15 protein-coding genes are annotated in these 18,793 nt (G+C 36.8%); 5 read left to right on the forward strand and 10 right to left on the reverse strand.

The genetic code is table 11. From position 1 onward, the window contains the following. Positions 1–8 precede the first annotated feature (8 nt). A complete protein-coding gene (locus C0512_RS05115) occupies positions 9–314 on the reverse strand; it encodes a DUF4134 domain-containing protein (protein ID WP_290859471.1) in 306 nt (101 codons plus the stop codon). Positions 315–568: 254 nt separating this feature from the next. Between C0512_RS05115 and C0512_RS05120 the strand changes: the two genes are divergently transcribed. Both C0512_RS05120 and C0512_RS05125 read left to right on the forward strand, forming a co-directional pair. Further along, complete coding sequence (locus C0512_RS05120; protein WP_290859444.1) at positions 569–2,410, forward strand: AAA family ATPase; 1,842 nt, start codon at positions 569–571, stop codon at positions 2,408–2,410. A gap of 19 nt (positions 2,411–2,429) precedes the next feature. Continuing rightward, complete coding sequence (locus C0512_RS05125; protein ID WP_290859446.1) at positions 2,430–3,425, forward strand: hypothetical protein; 996 nt, start codon at positions 2,430–2,432, stop codon at positions 3,423–3,425. A gap of 25 nt (positions 3,426–3,450) precedes the next feature. On the opposite strand, the gene C0512_RS05130 is transcribed toward C0512_RS05125, so the two are convergent. The 3 genes from C0512_RS05130 to C0512_RS05140 are packed head-to-tail and all read right to left on the reverse strand — an operon-like array spanning position 3,451 to position 5,284. After that, a complete protein-coding gene (locus tag C0512_RS05130) occupies positions 3,451–4,086 on the reverse strand; it encodes a conjugal transfer protein TraD (RefSeq protein WP_290859448.1) in 636 nt (211 codons plus the stop codon). 3 nt (positions 4,087–4,089) lie between these two features. Beyond that, positions 4,090–4,512 (reverse strand): DUF3408 domain-containing protein, encoded by a 423-nt coding sequence (locus tag C0512_RS05135; protein ID WP_290859449.1) that lies wholly within the window; start codon positions 4,510–4,512, stop codon positions 4,090–4,092. A gap of 4 nt (positions 4,513–4,516) precedes the next feature. Then, a complete protein-coding gene (locus tag C0512_RS05140) occupies positions 4,517–5,284 on the reverse strand; it encodes a ParA family protein (protein ID WP_290859451.1) in 768 nt (255 codons plus the stop codon). Positions 5,285–5,985: 701 nt separating this feature from the next. Here C0512_RS05140 and mobA point away from each other — a divergent pair. The 3 genes from mobA to mobC are packed head-to-tail and all read left to right on the forward strand — an operon-like array spanning position 5,986 to position 9,733. Next, positions 5,986–6,435 (forward strand): conjugal transfer protein MobA, encoded by a 450-nt coding sequence (gene mobA / locus C0512_RS05145; RefSeq protein ID WP_290859453.1) that lies wholly within the window; start codon positions 5,986–5,988, stop codon positions 6,433–6,435. Then, on the forward strand, positions 6,425–7,714 hold the full coding sequence (mobB, locus tag C0512_RS05150; protein WP_290859455.1) for a conjugal transfer protein MobB: 1,290 nt from the start codon (positions 6,425–6,427) through the stop codon (positions 7,712–7,714). The genes mobA and mobB overlap by 11 nt, the downstream gene beginning before the upstream one ends. A gap of 18 nt (positions 7,715–7,732) precedes the next feature. Then, complete coding sequence (mobC, locus tag C0512_RS05155; RefSeq protein WP_290859457.1) at positions 7,733–9,733, forward strand: conjugal transfer protein MobC; 2,001 nt, start codon at positions 7,733–7,735, stop codon at positions 9,731–9,733. 78 nt (positions 9,734–9,811) lie between these two features. Here the strand turns inward: mobC and C0512_RS05160 are convergent, their stop codons facing one another. The 6 genes from C0512_RS05160 to C0512_RS05185 form a co-directional block, all read right to left on the reverse strand. Then, positions 9,812–15,229 carry an N-6 DNA methylase gene (locus C0512_RS05160; protein ID WP_290859459.1) on the reverse strand — a complete coding sequence of 1,806 codons (5,418 nt, stop codon included), beginning with the start codon at positions 15,227–15,229 and terminating at the stop codon, positions 9,812–9,814. Continuing rightward, complete coding sequence (locus tag C0512_RS05165; RefSeq protein ID WP_290859473.1) at positions 15,216–15,653, reverse strand: DUF1896 domain-containing protein; 438 nt, start codon at positions 15,651–15,653, stop codon at positions 15,216–15,218. The genes C0512_RS05160 and C0512_RS05165 overlap by 14 nt, the downstream gene beginning before the upstream one ends. 212 nt (positions 15,654–15,865) lie before the next feature. Next, positions 15,866–16,525, reverse strand: coding sequence for a response regulator transcription factor (locus C0512_RS05170; protein ID WP_290859460.1), 660 nt, complete (start codon positions 16,523–16,525; stop codon positions 15,866–15,868). A gap of 6 nt (positions 16,526–16,531) precedes the next feature. Next, complete coding sequence (locus tag C0512_RS05175) at positions 16,532–17,293, reverse strand: histidine kinase (RefSeq protein WP_290859462.1); 762 nt, start codon at positions 17,291–17,293, stop codon at positions 16,532–16,534. Continuing rightward, the gene (locus tag C0512_RS05180) at positions 17,272–17,934 is read right to left on the reverse strand and encodes a hypothetical protein (protein ID WP_290859464.1); all 663 of its coding nucleotides are present in this window, start codon (positions 17,932–17,934) and stop codon (positions 17,272–17,274) included. Before C0512_RS05180 ends, C0512_RS05175 begins: the two co-directional genes overlap by 22 nt. Before the next feature lie 3 nt (positions 17,935–17,937). Next, the gene (locus tag C0512_RS05185) at positions 17,938–18,255 is read right to left on the reverse strand and encodes a hypothetical protein (protein WP_290859465.1); all 318 of its coding nucleotides are present in this window, start codon (positions 18,253–18,255) and stop codon (positions 17,938–17,940) included. Positions 18,256–18,793 lie beyond the last annotated feature (538 nt).

Genomic DNA, 18,793 nt, shown 5'->3' on the forward strand with positions numbered 1-18,793 from the left:
CACCACGATTAAAGGAAAAAAGCTTGTAGTATCGTAGCTGCCACAATTAGGAATATACATGCTCCAAACCAGCTAGCTGCTGTTTTTGATGTATCAGGATCACCACTGCTAAATTTGTTATATACCTTGACGCCTCCAATAAGCCCTACCACAGCACCTATGGCATAGATAAGCTGTACTGCCGGTGCGAAATAGGAAGTGACCATTTGCGTTGCCTCATTAATACCGGCTACGCCGTTACCTTGTGCAAAGGTTTCCGATACTATCAGAAGTACTACTCCTAACAACAGAACCTTTTTTGTTTGTTTTTTCATAATTAAAACACATTTAATTGTTATTTTTTTCCACACTTTGCGAACTTTCACTGCAAAGGTGTTGCGGAAATTAAAGCATTATAACAAATTGGCAGTGATAGGAATTATTTGGTAGTAAGTGGCCTACCTTAATAAGAATTATTTTATATTAGTAGCATTAAAGTAGCAATGATATAATTTTAAATAGTATGTCAGTGAAATACATAATTCTCGTCAAATCTGAACGTTCAATCTAAAAAAAAGGTTTTAAAACAATGCAAATACACTATATCTGGATAAAAGAATTCAATGCCATTAAAGAATCAGGAGTAAACCTATCTTCGAAATTCCTAATCCATCTGGAAAAGAAAGATGGCTTTTTTTTACTGATTATCAGGCACAATCCTGACTACATAAGTAATTTCTTCCAGGAGGAAAATGTGACCGATGTCTGTGCAATTATTGGAAAAAATGGAACAGGAAAGTCCAGTGTGCTTAAATATATTAAGGATAATATGCCTGACGGATTAAGCACTAGGATAGAAAATGATATCATTCTCTATTCAGTTGATGAAAAGTATTATATATCTTATCCTGAATTAGTAAAACTTGAGTTAGAAAATAATACAGATGTTGGTTTTAAAATGCAGAAATATACCAAAATCCGTTCTTCCTCCGGATTAGGTCATGCCGACTACATTTATTACAACTACCTTCTGGATTATAATGAAGACTACACCAACTGGCATGGGTTACAAAATATTTCTACCACCTCTCTATTACTAAAAGAACGCAAAAGGATATTGGAAGAAATGCAGTCTGTGGAATTTAAGAAGGGACTGCTGATCCGTACAAGTGACCTGCAGCATCTGCATATGATGGAAGTTTACCAAGCAGTAATTTTTATCAATAATACAGGGGAAGAGTTACCTTTTTCAAAACCAAAATCACTGCATTTGATGCTCGATAGTAAAGAGGACGATTATTTTTTTGGAGATACAGAAAAATATCAGGATGTAGTTGACCTCATAAAATATCTGGAGAGCATAATTCCTCAATACAGCAGTCCGGAAGAAACTTTTATAGGTAACTTATGGTACTCCGTATTTATCAATTTCCTTATAACAGAAAGAAAATACAGTGTAAGCAATCCCTATCAGCATGTAATCACTCGGGAAGAAAATGAAAACAGAGACCGTTTTATAGAGCGTTTTTTTACCAGTATGAATGGCGTAACATTTCCCCATACTTCAAATGGTGAAATATATGATGTTGGTATTCCGAAATTAGATAATTTATCAATACTGGTTCCTGCCTTTATTGCATTGGCCTCTAGATTAATTCAAAGTAATACGATAAGGATAAAAAATGAAGGCGAAGCTTTTTTTCACTTCAATACTGGTTCTGAAAACGAATTTAAAGAATTCCAGAATTTATATGTTAAGATAAAAGGGATTACCTCATTTATCCAATTCAGGTGGCATTCATTAAGTTCGGGTGAACAGTCTTATTTATCCTTAATGTCAAGATTTTACTCATTGGTTCATGAAGAATCGGTTCGTCTGCAAAACAGATTGATTATTTTGATTGACGAAGGAGATGCTGGTTACCATCCAGAATGGCAGAGACTGTTTTTTAAAAATACGATCCGGTTTTTAAGTTCACTGTTTCATAACCACAGCATACAGCTTATTTTCACATCAAATACTCCCTTCCTTACATCTGACCTGCCTAAGTCAAATATACTATTTGTGCAGAAATCAGAAGACGGAACACCTTACTTTCTTGACAAACAGAATCATAACTCAAATACATTTGCTGCCAATATCCATACGCTCTTTTCAGATTCTTTTTATATGGATGGAATGCTGATCGGAGAATATGCAAAAGATAAGATAAATGAAATCATAAAATACCTAAATGACCAAACTGTAAAAGTAAGCAATGACAGCTATAAGAAAATTATTGACAGCATTGGAGAACCTGTACTGCGTAAAAAACTGCAGGACATGTGGTTTGAAAAATTCGGGCTGCAGGAAAAATTAGAAGTACTAAGAAAACAAGTTGCAGAAGTAGAACAGAAAATTAAAGATAATAATGATAAAAGTTCCCTTTAGCTTATCCGAACTTGACAGAATGGCAATCACCTTCTATAAAGATTTGGAGAAAGAGTTTAATATTAAAAGCGATTTGCAGAATTGGCCAAATGATGAGCTAAAGCCTGTAATGGATTATTTGGCACAACGTCTAGAAACCATCATCTGCGGGAGGCCCCATGAACTGGAATCAGAAATGCAGTCATTAAAAAATCTTGTTGACACCGCAAAACAAAATTATAAAAGCAATAACCCGAAGAATTCTAAAGGGAAAGATATTACGGATGCTGATTTACATTCGTGGTTTAAAGGTAAAATTTTCAGGGTTTTTGATTATGACAGCAGCAAAGATTCTTTTACAACAAAAGATTCGGGAAGATTGGCATATAGGCACGCGAAGAGACTTGATATGAATACATGTCCTTATTGTAACGCAAATTTCACTTTCACCGTAAGAAATAAAAGACTGAAATCCCGACCACAGTTTGATCATTTCTATAATAAAGGCAGGCATCCTTATCTATCGCTCTCCTTTTACAATTTGATCCCCAGCTGTGCCCTTTGTAATTCGGGAGCTTTAAAAGGACAGAAAGAATTTTCAATGGCAGAAAACAGTCATCCCTTTATAGAATCAGTAGAAAACATCTATCAATTCAGGACAAAAATCAGTGCTGTAGATTTTCTTGTTTCGGCTGGCAGTTTTGAATTAAAAATGGTTTTATGCGAAAAAGTTAAATTTAGAGATCCTGTTTCTATCAAGGCGCGAAATAACATGGAAGTCTTCGCCTTGAACGATCGTTACAAATATCACAAAGACATAGCAGAAAGTGTTATCAAGAATTCACATATCTATTGTAACACCGCTATTGGTGACCTATACAAAACATTCAAAGTAGATGGAAAAAGTATCTTTAATTCTGAACTTGAAATAAAGGAACTGATCGTGGGCAATTATTTACGCATCGCAGATTCACATAAGCGGATACATACAAAACTGGTAAGGGATATAGCTGAAGAGTTTGGGCTTGTAATTTAGATTTTAGCAAAAAATATTGAGAAGTCTACACAAACTTCCCAATATCAAAATCCTTCAAATCATTTTTCCGCAAATTGGAAGAACTGGCATCTGTTTCAGAAGAAAAGCTACTGTCCAATAGCTCAGCTATTTTATGTGAAGCACTTTCAATGGAATTTTCTAATAGACTGAATAATTCGGTCCCCTGTATTTTCTGAACAATATCTACCGCTGTTTCCTTCTGAGATGGCTCCAATTGTTCTTTTTGCAGCAGCATCCCCACGGAACTTAGTTCTTCAAAGGTAACCCCTTGAGCAAAACCGTCATCCCCACTAGATATTCCATACCTGTTCCATTCTTCTTCCTCTTCTTCAAAATCAGGCATATTGCTGAAAATAACATCCAGCTCTTCCTTGCGGATCTGAATACTTACGTTTTCATTTTCGTCGTATTCAATGTCTAAATTATTAAGATTTAGCTCTGCTTCTTGAATTTGGTCTTCAGTGGCGTTTTTTGGCACTAAAAGACTTCTTACTTGTTTGGACTGTCCCATAATATCAGGCAGGTTCGCGTTAGGCTTTTCCTGCACTGGCTTCTGCCCTTTCCTTTTATGGATAACAATATTATCTTGTGCCAATAAGGCAATAACCACCAACAGGCATATCACAATTACGATTTCCATAATTTATAAAATGGGTTTATATTTTTCGTTAAAACTCTTGGTAATCTGCTCCCCAAATTCCTGAAAGTGGTAATCCAACAAATTATCTAAATAAGCATAGATGGTTATTTTGTCTTCGCCTATTACCTGTACAATCCTTGAAAGCTTTTCGTGAAAATCAGGTCGAATATAAACTGTTTTACCATCACGAGCATTAGTATCGGGTTTTCTAAAAAAGATGATTTCGTACTTAGCTTCGTTTGTTTTTTTCGCTCTGCTCTTTTCTTTGATTGCAAGCTTTTCCTTTGGTAATTTTTCCTTTTGCGGTTCTTCGAAGGGTTCTGGAGGAAGTTTTAACCCTTCCTTTTTAATGCCATCGACCATCAAGTTCATCATCAGTTCCTCGTTAATTTCCGGCGTGGCTTTTTTCTTGTTTTCTTTCTCCATAATGCTATAATTGAATGATTTTTAAAAATTCTACCATAAACAAGTCTAACTGACAAGCTTTCATCAACCGCTCATCGGGAGGCATTACAGTCGATCGGAAAACGGTTTTACTGTCCACTTCGCTTTCTTTACGAAAACGGGTGCTACTTTTGATTTGACTCTGCATCAAGCTTAATCCCAACTGCTCTATGAGTTGGTCATAAACATCATATAAAGGAGTACTTTCTCTTCCGTCAACCTGATTCCAAAACAGATTAATGGTTTCTATGGAAGTTTCTCCTTTTTTCATAATCACATCCTGTAAGAGCTGTGTAAATATGAGTGTACTTTCCATTACTACACGGTCTGCTGTGATGGGAGTAAAAATGTGGCGCATTCCTGACAATGCTTTCAGAATACCTGGCGTATTCACCGTTCCGGGCAGGTCAAAGAATACGGCATCAATGGGTATTGGAGAAGTGTTTAAAAATTCATGAGCTACTTCCAATACGTTATCCGCTTTATGCTGCATAATTGGATAGGCTTTTTTGTTAATGGTCGTAAATTGTTTATACGCTAGCTTTTTCAAAGCCTCATTTTCCATTACCATTGCCAAATCACGGGCTTTCATTTTCATCAGGCTATGTTGCGGGAAATCCGCATCAAATACCGCAACATTGTAACCTAAGCGATAGTGCATCGTACTCGCAACAAGCGTTGTAAATGTACTTTTACCGACACCACCCTTTTGAGAAGAAAAGGCGATAAATATTGTTTTGTGCTTTGCATTCATATTTCTGTTGTTTTTAATTATTTATATATCCATTTACTTATGTCCGTATATCCGTAGTTACCTATCTGTGTACTACTGTATTTGTTTTTTTCGCTCTGTACCTATTTATATGGTTAGGCAGGTATTTACAATCCAAACTACCTATGTATCTAAATACACGCTTATAGTTGTATGTAGACAGATATGTTTGTACCCACAGACCTGCTTACTTATATGAGTGAATGTGTCCGAACTCAACTGCATAATCAGGTATTTCAATAGATCCTTTTCTGCATAGCTGATTGCGCACTTATGTTGTTACCTGCATAACTAATTATGTCCTTATATCTATTTGTAAGCACAAAGAAATGCAGGTATTTTTATGCTTTTACCATAGTGGTAGTGTTTGGCACTCAAAAGCTGTGTTTGTGCGGATATTGCATTGCAATACTCTCACGAACAGAGCTTTACTTTGTAAATAAATTTTTATTAACGGATTTATGCAAAAGCTAGCTGACATATCCTGTATGAAAAGGAACAGCCCGAAGCTGTTTTTCCCTGCTACATTTAATCCGTCCGAAGGGCGGATTTTCCTTTCATCAGAAAGGAGCAAGTTGTGTTTTGAGCTGCTTGGAAAGTATCCCGCAGCTCAAAACAACTTGCCCTTGCAGTGGGCTGAAAATCCCTCCGAAGTCAGGATTTTTTGAATTTAAAATGGATTTATGATGGAAGATAAAAACAAACAATTACGTAAAGGAGGTCGCAATCCGAAAAAGGATCCTGCAGTGTTTCGCTATTCCATATCACTAAATGCAGAAGATAATGCACGCTTTCTTTCACTCTTTGAGCAATCAGGAATGAATGTTATGGCTCACTTTATCACAGCCTGTATTTTTAAGAAAACAGTTAGAACTATAAAAATAGATAAGGCGACAATGGATTATTATATGCGTTTGACGACGTTATACGGTCAGTTCCGTGCAGTTGGTGTGAATTATAATCAGGTAGTAAAGATACTTTACCGCAATTTTTCAGAGAAAAAAGCGGGTGCTTATCTCTTTAAACTGGAAAAACAGACGGCTGAAATGGCGGTATTATGTCAAAAAATTATTCGGCTGACACAGGAATTTGAAGAAAAATATTTGAAAAAGGAGGGTAAAAATGATAGCTAAAATCAGTAGAGGAAAAAATCTGACAGGGGTTCTTACCTACAATCAACAAAAAGTAGAACAGGAAAATGGAAAAGTATTGCTTGCCCATAAGATAGTAGAGTCATTAAACGGTCATTATTCCATAGCTCAATTAGCTCAATCTTTTACTCCTTACCTCATCGCAAATCGCAATACGCAATATCATACGTTGCATATTTCGCTCAATCCCAACCCGAAAGACAAAGTAAGTGATGACAAATTCAGGGAAATGGCGAAAGAATATATGAGAGAAATGGGTTACGGAGAGCAGCCTTTTGTGGTTTTCAAGCATACAGATATTGATCGCACCCATATTCATATAGTCTCGGTTTGTGTGGACGAAACAGGTAAAAAGATTTCGGATAAATTTGAGAAAATGCGGTCTATGAATGTCTGCCGTGATCTCGAAAAGAAACACAGATTGATACCTGCAACGGATAAAGAGCATAAACAGAACGACAAGATTTTCCGTCCGGTAAATTATCGGGCAGGCGATATAAAAAGTCAGATTGCTTCAGTAGTCCGATACCTCCCTAAACATTACAGGTTTCAAAGCTTAGGCACTTACAATGCTCTATTGTTTTTATTCAATATCAGAGCCGAAGAAGTTAGTGGTGAATTACACGGACAGTCCAGACAAGGACTGGTTTATTTTGCATTGAATGAGCAGGGAGAAAAAGTAAGTAATCCTTTCAAGGCATCTCTCTTTGGTAAAGGAGCAGGGTTTGTACAGCTTCAAAAACATTTTATGGAATCTAAAGAGCATTTGAAATCAAATCCAGTAAGAATTCTGCTTAAAAATACGATTGAAGCAACGATGAATATTGCTTCTGATGAAACCGGTTTTAAAAAACAATTGACGAAGCAGGGCATCAATACCGTTGTACGAAGAAATGATGAAGGACGTATTTATGGAATGACCTTTATAGACCACGAATCCCAAACGGTTTGGAACGGTTCACAATTAGGGAAGAACCTATCTGCTAACGTATTCAACGATTGGTGGAGTGAGCAGAATGCAGAAAAGCGAAAAGCTGTTTCACATGATAAAATACCTGTAGTAAACAAAGATATCCCTTTGGGGGAAAATGAACAGCCTCACGAACTTTTTGATTTCCTGACCCGAGTAAGTACTATATATGATTCAGGACTGATAGAAGGATTCGGTGGACTGCTTCCTGAAGTATATGCGCAAGATTACGAGGAACAGGCTTTTATCAACCAAATGAAGAAAAAGAAAAAACATAAAAAGAAACAATAACATTTTAAGTATAAAATTATGCAGGGAGAAGATGATTTAAGAGGGCTTGCCAAAATTATGGCATTTATGCGTGCAGTAAGTATCATTCTAATACTGATGCATCTCTATTGGTATTGTCACAGTTTCTTTCTCGACAAGGGATGGACACACGAAACTATCAATAAAATATTGTGGAATTTTCAAAGAAAGGCAAGTTTGTTTTCCCATACATTATATACCAAAATGTTTGCTTTTGTTTTGTTGGCATTAAGTTGTTTGGGAACAAAAGGGGTAAAAAACGAGAAAATTACATGGTCTAAAATAATTACAGCTTTAGTCATCGGTGTTATACTTTTTTTCCTAAACACACCTTTATTGAAATTGCCTATGAATATGGCAGCTTTCTTTTATATACTAACCATCAGTTTGGGATATATAGCATTGCTTATGGCAGGTGTTTGGATGGGTCGATTGCTGAAGAACAACTTGATGGATGATGTTTTCAATAATGAAAATGAAAGTTTTCAGCAGGAAATTAGACTGATGAAAAATGAGTATTCGGTAAACCTACCTACCAAGTTTTATTATAAAGAGAAATGGAACAATGGTTGGATTAACGTGGTAAACCCCTTTAGAGCTACAATAGTGTTAGGAACTCCAGGTTCCGGTAAAAGCTACGCTATCGTTAATAGTTTTATCAAGCAGCATATTGAGAAAGGTTTTAGTATGTACATTTATGATTTTAAGTTTGATGATCTTTCCACCATTGCTTATAATCACCTGCTGAAACATACAGACAAATATAAGATAAAGCCAAAGTTCTATGTTATCAATTTCGATGACCCGAGAAAAAGCCATCGCTGTAATCCGCTAAATCCCGATTTTATGACGGATATATCCGATGCTTACGAAGCAGCTTATACCATAATGCTAAATCTGAACCGTAGCTGGATACAGAAGCAGGGTGACTTCTTTGTAGAATCCCCGATTATCTTACTGGCTGCTATTATATGGTTTTTGAAAATCTACGATAGTGGTAGATATTGTACTTTTCCACACGCTATTGAACTACTAAACAAAAAGTATTCAGACGTATTTACCATTCTTACCTCATATCCCGAACTAGAAAATTATCTATCTCCTTTTATGGATGCCTGGCAGGGCGGAGCACAGGATCAATTGCAAGGGCAGATTGCTTCAGCAAAAATTCCTTTATCAAGAATGATTTCACCGCAGCTTTACTGGGTGATGACTGGAGATGACTTTTCATTGGACATCAATAATCCGCAAGAACCTAAAATACTTTGCGTAGGAAACAATCCCGACAGGCAGAATATTTATTCTGCTGCCTTGGGGCTTTACAATTCCAGAATTGTAAAGCTCATTAACAAAAAAGGACAACTTAAAAGTTCAGTAATTATTGATGAGTTACCTACGATTTACTTTAGAGGACTGGATAATCTGATAGCAACTGCCCGAAGCAATAAAGTAGCTGTTTGTTTAGGTTTTCAGGATTACTCGCAATTAACCCGTGATTATGGCGACAAGGAAAGCAAAGTAATCCAGAATACTGTCGGTAATATCTTCAGCGGGCAGGTTGTTGGAGAAACGGCCAAAAGCCTTTCAGAACGTTTCGGGAAAGTATTGCAAAAACGACAAAGCATGACCATCAACCGTAACGACAAATCTACTTCAATATCTACCCAGCTTGATAGTTTAATACCAGCTTCCAAAATTTCCACACTAACACAAGGTATGTTTGTGGGAGCGGTATCAGATAACTTCGATGAGCGTATTGAACAGAAGATTTTCCATGCGGAAATCGTTGTGGACAATGACAAGGTAATCGCTGAAACCAAAGCCTATAAGAAGATACCACCAATACTTTCTTTTATAGATGAAAACGGAGAAAACCTGATGAAACAGGAAATTGAAGCCAATTACCGTCAGGTAAAGCAGGATATTGTCCAAATTATCGAAACAGAATTGGAACGTATCAAGAATGACCCGGATTTACAGCATTTGGTGCAACAGGGATAAATTCAAATAGTATATAAAAAAGAAACTGGCACTTTATTGTGGTCAGCTACTTTTTTTTTATTACAATCGTAGAACGTTTCACAACACACCTCTTGATAAATGATTACCTTTTGTCCCAAATATTTTTTCAGAATTATTAGAAACCGATTCCTGTTCCTTTACAGACTCTGTTTGTTCTTCTTTAGGTTCAGGAGCAATAGATAATTGGATTTTCCTCTCAATAGCCGCCAATTCTGTTTTTAAATCACATAATTTGCTTTCCTTTGCCCATGAATCGTTTACAACTTCCTGAAGAATAGGCAAGTCTTTTTTTAGTTCGTTAATTTTCTTTTGTTCCTGCTCAATATAACTAGGTAACTTTTCCAAAGCTTTAAGGAAATTCATTGAAGCCGTTTTTGGCTCGGATGCTATTATACCATTATTGAAGGTATACTTAATGTTTCCTTCCCCCTGCACTAAAAAACGATTTACTTTTATATCAACACCTTCTTTTTCGGACATTTCAGTTTTAACTAATAGTGTAAAACCATATAGGCTACCAATCTCTTCATACTGACCTCCGGTGCGGGCTTTGTCCGCAAGCTGGTTGAGCTTTGCACCAATTTGCTTAATATCCGCATTGGGCGACAAGCCGTCCAACTGTACAGGATTTGCGATCGTACCGTCCGAACGTTTTTGTATGCGTTCCTGTAAATTTTCCCAATCAAGGTTCATACGGTCAAAGCGGGATTGGGCTTTATCAAGTTCAGCCGTATAGTCTTCCAATTTATACTTCGCACTATATTTTGAACGGTTGAATGCCTGTTTTTCGCTTTCTAATCCTGCAATCTGTTTTTCTAATTTGGCTTTATCCAACAGGTCGGTATTTCCCGAAAGAATAGCTACATATTCCGAAAAGTTCATTCCCGATTTTTCGTCCATATTGCCCTCGTCAATGGTTCGTTTGGCAAGATTGTTATTTTTTAATTGGTCTATGAATAGCTGTTTATTGTACAGCAGGTTAAACTTGTAGCTATCCAATGATTTTTCTACGGCATAGATAATCACATCTACTTTATTGTTCGCAAAAAACTTGGCAATTTCATTGCCTTTACGAACAGCTCTGCCGTCCCTTTGAGCAAGGTCACTTGGTCTCCACGGCGTATCCAAATGATGAACGGCAACAGCTCTTTTCTGTGCATTGACACCTGTCCCCAACATACTTGTAGAACCAAACAGCACGCGAATTTTACCCTCGTTCATACCTTTGATAAGTTCCTTGCGTTGCTTATCACTTTTCGCTTCCTGAATAAAGCGAACTTCGTGTGCCGGTATGCCGTAGTTTTCCTTGAGTTTGCGTTTAATTTCTGAGTACACATTCCATTCGTTAGGTTTGTATGTTCCCAAATCGGAGAAAACGAACTGTGTTCCTTTTTGTGCGTTGTATTGGTTGTAATATTTAGCAATGTTTGCTGCACAATGAGATGCCTTGTTGTCGGGGTGGTCTTCGTACATACCGTTTACCATACGCATATCGAGCGACATCTTACGGGCGTAATCAGTGGCGATAAGCATCTTCGCTTTTTCTTCGCTTTGTGATAAAGGTTCTCTTCCTAATAAGGTAGCATCGCCCGTTTTGGCAAACTGCATAAGGTTTTGGATAAATTCTTCCTGGTCAGGTGTAGGCGGTATATTATACAATACCTCGTTCTTGTTGGGGCGGTCAATACCTATATCCTTTGCCGTTCGGTAATCTGTGATTTCGGAATAGAATTGGGCAAGCTCCGGTACTTTAATAAAATAGCGGAAGCGTTCTTTTGCTACAATATTATTGGCAACCGAAAACTCGTAATCGGTCGTTTTTCTTGCATAGATAGCTGCCCACGCATCAAAAGAATGAATACCTTGTTTTTCCAATGCCCGTGGTCGCAGATATTTAAACAAGAGGTATAGTTCCGTCAGCGAATTACTGATAGTTGTACCCGAAAGAAAAGTTGCTCCCATATCCGCATCAATACGTTCCTGAATTGTACGGATAGCAAAGAGCAGGTTCAATGCTTTTTGACTGCCGTCTACGTTGCCTAATCCAGCAACTCTTGAATGTCTTGTGTTGAACATCAAATTTTTAAATTGGTGGCTTTCATCCACAAACAAATGGTCAATGCCCATCATTTTAAAATCCACTACATCATCTTTGCGGTTTTCAATATCGTGTTGCAAGGTTTTGAGTTTGACTTCGAGGTTTTCTTTCCGCTTGATTACTCCAGCAAGCATACCTCTGGTAACTTCCTTGCCTTGTGATTGCAGTGCATCGAGGTTTCGCTCTACGCTGTCCAATTCTATTTGCAGAATTTCCTTTTGAATTTCAGGAGACTGTGGTATCATACCAAATTGGTCATGTGTCAGAATTACACAATCCCAATCGTTGTTTTTAATATCACCGAATATCCGCAGGCGTTTTTGTGGCGTAAAATCTTCTTTGCCAGGAAACAGGATTTTAGCGTGTGGATAGGCCGTGCGATAGGCTTCGGCTATTTCGTGAACATTGCTTTTCAGCCCGATAATCATTGGTTTGTGTGCCAGACCCAAACGCTTCATTTCCTGTGCTGCCACACACATTACTAATGTTTTCCCCGCACCTACTTCGTGGTCGCAGATGGCACCATTGTTCAGTTTTATCATCCAAACCGTGTCCTTTTGGCTGGAATAAAGGTCTTCGATACCTAATGCCTTGCGGTCTAATCCCGGAAATTCCTGATGACTTCCGTTATAATTTGGTCGGACGAAACAATTGAAAGTATCATTGTATTGATCGGTCAGCCTGTTTTTAAACTCATCATTTTGGGCGTGGAGCCATTCGGTAAAGGTGGTGCGGATTTCGTCAATCTTTGTATTCGCCATTTGTATAGCTTCCATATCCCGTACCTTTACTTCTTGGTCGCCAATCGTAATTTTTTTGGTAATATCAGGTGTGGTATTAACAAGGGCATGCTTGAGCAAAGCAACCCCGTCAAACGTCCTACTTTCAGCTTTAACAGCGTATTTTTCCCATATATGCAAATTCTTACGGTCGCACTTTACTGAAAAGTCATCGGAGCTTTCAGAGTAGTGAACAAGTACGTCAGTATCAAAAAGATGTGAAGCAAAATGAGCATAAATGCCTGTGGGTATCCAGCGTTCACCCAAATTAAAATCGAGTTCCTCAAATTCAATACGTCTTGGTCTTGCCTCCTCTAATACTGTAAGGCTTACTTTGGCTTCAATATCATCAGGATTGCGTTCGAGATATTTTTTTACCTCTAGGGCTTTCTCAACTACATTACCTGCAATCCAGCGTTCGGATATTTCATATTCCTTTTGTAGAGGATTGTAGTAAATACGGCCGTGTAAATCTTCTTTCAAGGTATCGCCTGTCATACCGCTGATTTCGGACATATAGTACAAATTCACACTTCCGTATTTGTTGAGCGAAGCCGCTAATGCTTCTTCGGGATTGTCCGTTGTTATTGTCAAGGTAGAAAAACTAACAGGTCGGCTGAATATATCGGCTTTGTGAACCACGCTACCAACCACACGTTCCAGATAAGGGATTTCCTTTCCAGAGCTGTCCGTTTTGATGAGCTTGATATTATCGGCACTATTGAGGTTTCCGAATCTTTTTACAAAGGCATCGTATAATTGATTAAGATTTTCTCTTTCTTCTTTGTGTTCGGTCTGAAACTTCGCCTCCTTGTTATAAAGATCTTGGTAAATATCCCGTACCGCTATGTAGGCTTCGGCTCTTACTTTTTGCGAAGATGGTAATTGCAATGGATGGAATACAGCCGTACCATTTGATATATCTACATCTTGCAGATGACCGACCCAACCATTATCCACCACAAGGCAATCGTTTCGATGGAATGATTTTAATTCTTCACCATACGGCGCAGGTTCGGGAATGGTGTCGGTAACGGCTGGTACAGCAACCAGGTCATTCCCATTGATACCCGAAAACAAGTCGTCGATAGCTTCCTGCTTTGATTCGTTGGCTGATGTATTTCTTTTAGAAGTTCTATCGGTAATCGTTGGTATATAAGGGTTTTGAATCGCACTACTGAACAGGTCAGTTTGGCGGTCTGTTGTGCCTCGTCTTTTTTTAGTGGTTTGTCTTTTGGGTTGCTTCGTTCTTTCGGGTGGAGCAACCACCAATAAAGGTTCGCTGGCATTTTCAAACAGGTCAAAAATGCTCAACTGTTTTAGTTCCTGTTTGCTTTCCAAATGAATTACGGGAACTGATGCAGATTTCGGCTGAACTATTTCAGGTTCAATAACCAGAGGTGTGACCTTTGGTTCAATCGGAATTTGGATAACAGTTTCTTCTTTCCGTTCACCTTTGTATAGCCTCAAATTCAGGAATTTGCCAAAATCTTCAGTAAGCATTTGTTTGAGGTCTTTGGCAATTCCCTCAACCCCATCTTTGTGCGTATAGATTAGTGCAGGTTGCCCATAAGGATCAGTATCTAATTTTCGGTCGGTATGTATAATCCTTGTGCTGTTCTGAAAGAAAGCATTGCCATGTGTATTATATTCTGTTTGCCTGCTTTGGCAAAACAGATTTTCCCTTTCGGTCAGACTTTGTTTTGCTGTGTTCTTTTGCAGTATAATCAAATCACTGCCAACCTCCGTTCCTGCATATTCCTTAAACAGGTTATTAGGCAATCGCACAACTGAAACCAAATCGTTATTCTGCATCAACGCCTTTCGTATCGGTTCGTTCTTAGGACTGTTAAGAACACCCTGCGAGGTAATAAATGCTAAAACTCCACCCTCACGGAGCATATCAGTACCTTTCAGGAAAAAGTAATTGTGTATGCTTCGGGCAGCCTGCACTTTTACACTGTCCTTACTTCGGGAATAGGAAAGGTCGAATACCGAAGTATCGCCAAACGGAATATTACTGGCGATTACATCATAGCTGTTTTGTTCCTTGTCTGGGATTTCTTCAAAACCACTTACACGGATATTGCTTTCGGGATAAAGCTGTTTTAATATCTTGCCTGTAAGCAAGTCTTTTTCATAAGCAGTAGCACTATTTTGGTTTTCTGAAAAGAACTGTAAGAATGAGCCGATACCTGCTGACGGTTCAAGGAATTTTTCAATGTTCAAACCACTTTCACGAAAAACAGATGAAATAGCATCAATGACCTGTGGCGGTGTATAAAAAGCCGTCAATACAGAACTTTTCATACTATCTACATATTTGCGGTATTGCTTTTCGTCTTCGGAATTTTCTTTGAGTAGCTGGTGGAGTTCCTGTGTGAGTGGAAAAAGGTCGTGTTCCGTTTTCCTCCAATGATTGATGTCTATTTCATTCGCTATAGGGTTCAACACGAATTTTAGACCACCAAATCCGCTGTATTGCATCATTAGCAGTCTTTCGCCCACGGTGGCTTGTCGTTTCTCCTTTTCTAGTTTAAAAGCAATTCGTAAGGCATCAATATTCTGTTGGAGATGTTTCTTTTTATTGAAGCCCATTTTCGGCTATCCATATTGCGATGGTTCCGGTTATTTCAGTGTAGAGTAAATCAAACTCATGGCTGTATGCGAAGTCATCGGTTAGTTCATAGCCCGAGAAAACAGGCTCACAAACAGGAAACATTTTCAGAGCAAAAGGATGAAGTTTCTCATCAGCCATGATAGTGTCAAACTCATTGCTCACGACTTGAAAGACCGTATCAAATTTTGAAAAATGTAATCCCTCAAACAGAATAAAATTGGCAATTTCGTTGCATTGTTCTATTCTATTTCCAGCTATAAATGTTTCTTCATAAACATTTGCTGCCCGATTAGAACGTTGAGTAATGAATGTCTTATCGCCTGCCAGCTCAGGAAAACTCTTAATAAGAAGTTCTCGTAATCTTAACTCGTAGTAAGACAAATCTTTTTTTTCTGCCATAATTTTTTCGATATTTAATGATGTGATAAGTTGCTTTATTTAAAAAAGCCGGGATAAAAATAGACAGCAGAAAAGCCGAAAATGGTTTTAGTTCTCCATTTGACCGTGATAATCTTCGTTTGGCTTATTTGAGATAATACTACCTATTTTGCAGAATAAAAAAAGCTGCAAGTTATTTGCAGCTTTTTAAAATGTTTAGATAATCTCTATGTTTTTTAATCTTTTAATTCATTGACAGACAATAAATTGTGAAGCAAAGCATATGTAATAACGCCTATAAAGTTTTTGGAACCAACTTTTTCCATAAGATTTCTTTTATGTTTTTCTACTGTTTTTGGGCTGATACTTAACTTAACACCTACTTCTGAGCCACTAAGTTCTTTCAGAGTCAAACGAACTATCTCCATTTCCCGATCACTAAAAATCTGGGATTTTTCGGTTTTTAATTTGGGAGAAGAACCCTCTAAAATGTGCTGTATTATTGAAGTTAAGCTTTTTTCGAAATAAAACCCATCGTTACTCAGTTTCAGTATGGCATTCTCCAGTTCTGAAGGGTCTGTATTTTTGGTAAAATATCCTTGTACCCCAAGCTCTACTACCTCTCTTATGGTTTTTGCATCATCCCTGAGTGTCAATACTAGTACTTTTATATCAGGATACAGTTCATTTATCTTTCGACATGTTTCAAAACCATCCATTTCAGGCATTTGAAGGTCAAGTAGTAGTATATCTACGGAAACAGTTTCCAATACTTCCAAAAGCTCTTTTCCGTTGGAAGCTTCGACAACCACCTTCATATTTTCAAAGCTTGTTATTAAAAGTTTAAGACTTTTTCTGAAAAGAATATGATCATCTACAATAGCTATACGGAACATAACATATTATTTATTTAATTGGATTATTATTATATTTCCTTTTTCGGAAGGGATCTGTGTCACTGATGTCCCTATATGTTTGGCCCTTGAGATGATATTCTTCAATCCCATACCTGAAGTATTTCGTAAACTTTGATAAAAATTGAAAGGAATACCGTCATCTGTAATTTTTATTTCAATAATTTCTTTATTTTTTTCAATAGAAAAATGTATGTAGTTGATATTTCCGTGTTTGAGCATATTGGAAATAAGTTCCTGAATAATACGGAACAATTCGTAAGCATCTGACGGCGAAACCGGCAAATCTTTTTGATAGTATTGGAAAGCTATAGTTATATTATTCAGTTTTTTAATTCTTTCAAAATAATCATTTAATGTAGGAACAAACCCGAGAGTTTCTAATAACGGAGGCATCAGGTTGTAACTTATGTGCTGTATATTGCTCAATGTATTATCCAAAGCTGATTTTATTTCCATTAGAATCGTTTTATTGAACGGGCTGTCTTCACTCCTGTCTAAGATGGTAATATAATTACGGATAGCATTCAAATCTCCAGAAACACTATCGTGAAAGTCAGCCGCAATCCGTTGTCGTTCTCTTTTTTCGGACTCTAAAGATGCTATTAAAAGATTCTCAGATTCTTTTTGTTTGAGCTTATATGTATTTTTTCGATAAATTAAGGCAAACGAAAATAAGGCAAGTATAAGCAATAGCATTGCCAAAGTACTTATCCAAAATATTAGTTTTAATCCTGCTTCATTTTCCATACTCCGATAATGAGAAATATTCTAAAAATTAATGTTGCTATTACATTTACAAACCAATAATCATAAAAGTACATATTACTGTCAAAAATAAAATTGCTCGATAAAAATAAGAAAAATGTCGTTGAATAGTAAATCGCCATTCCTGCTACAAAATAAAACACTTCACTTTGCCACAGGTTAGGAATCTCTATCTTTTCAAATGGATCAAGATTTTTTAATTTATAAAACAGGTTTTTAAGCCATACCGAAGAAAAAGTGAGTACAAAAAGCGTAATAAAACTTCTGTTTATTGCTGATGAAATAAGTTTGTTGTTCTCACTCCAATAAAAAAATGAGATACCATATACAATGACAAACAGGACTAAGGAAATCTTGAAAGCAATTTTGTACAAAGGCTTTAACAAACGTGAAAAGAAATAATGTAATGATAAAAATGACAGCAGAGGATAAAGCTGAAACCAATATGCGGTATTTATTTTTAACAAATGCGTGCCCACAAACTCATAAGCAGAAGCTATAGCAGTAAGCCAAATAAAAGGTACAACAAGATGACTCCAATTAAAAGCGTTTCCCTTCAAGAACAATAATAATAAAGGAATAAGGCCTATGAAAAGAGCAATATAAAAAACAACTGTGTACAAAATTTATGGTTTTATCAACGGACTTGACTTAGGGCAGTGCGAAGGACAAGGAGATAATTCTTCTACAATTACACCTCCGCTAATATCCTCACCGTCTTTGTCAACTCCCACTAACACCCTGTTTTCCTTATTTGTTTCGGTATCATTTCCATTATAGATACGTATTCCTATACAGTCTTCCTGCTCCAGGATACGATCCAGTTTCTCTTTTCCGACAAAAAAGGATTTAATTGCATTAGGGTTTTCATTTTGGAAAGAATACGTGTAATTTACTGCTACTTTAAGAGTAATTACTTCTCCTGTATTTTTGTCTATTGCCATAAAAATAATGTTTAAATTTAGTTGTTAAAGGTCTTATTTTTATTTCAAATTGTCAATGCGGGAAAACCCGCATTTTTGTACTACTAATTATTTTTAGATAGCTAGTAATTTCCATTCTAATTTTGGCACTGTTTTGGATATTCTTTAATGGATTAATACTGTTCAAAAAACTGGTTAAACTAAAATAATTAAATATTTAGACTAAAAATTTGAGAAAATACGTGTTTTCCCGCATTGACTTTTTCATTTTTATGTTTGAACTTTGAAGTATATTGAATTAACTCATCAAAAATGAGTGGCTCACTAGATGAAAAGCCCTTCAAGGGTATTTGAAATAAATGATAGAGTAATACAACTTTTGGAAAGCTGAAAATCTACTTGATTATCTCAACTTTGAATATTGAAAATACTCTTTGTATAATTTTTACTTATTTATCTCTTAACTACTTGAGTTCGTTTAATTACACTTTAAAAGTATTTCTTAGTGTAAAAAATATTACTAAACCTTATAAAATATTTTGATATGCCCTCATTAGCT

The organism is Flavobacterium sp. (assembly GCF_013822155.1).
Taxonomy (GTDB): domain Bacteria; phylum Bacteroidota; class Bacteroidia; order Flavobacteriales; family Flavobacteriaceae; genus Flavobacterium.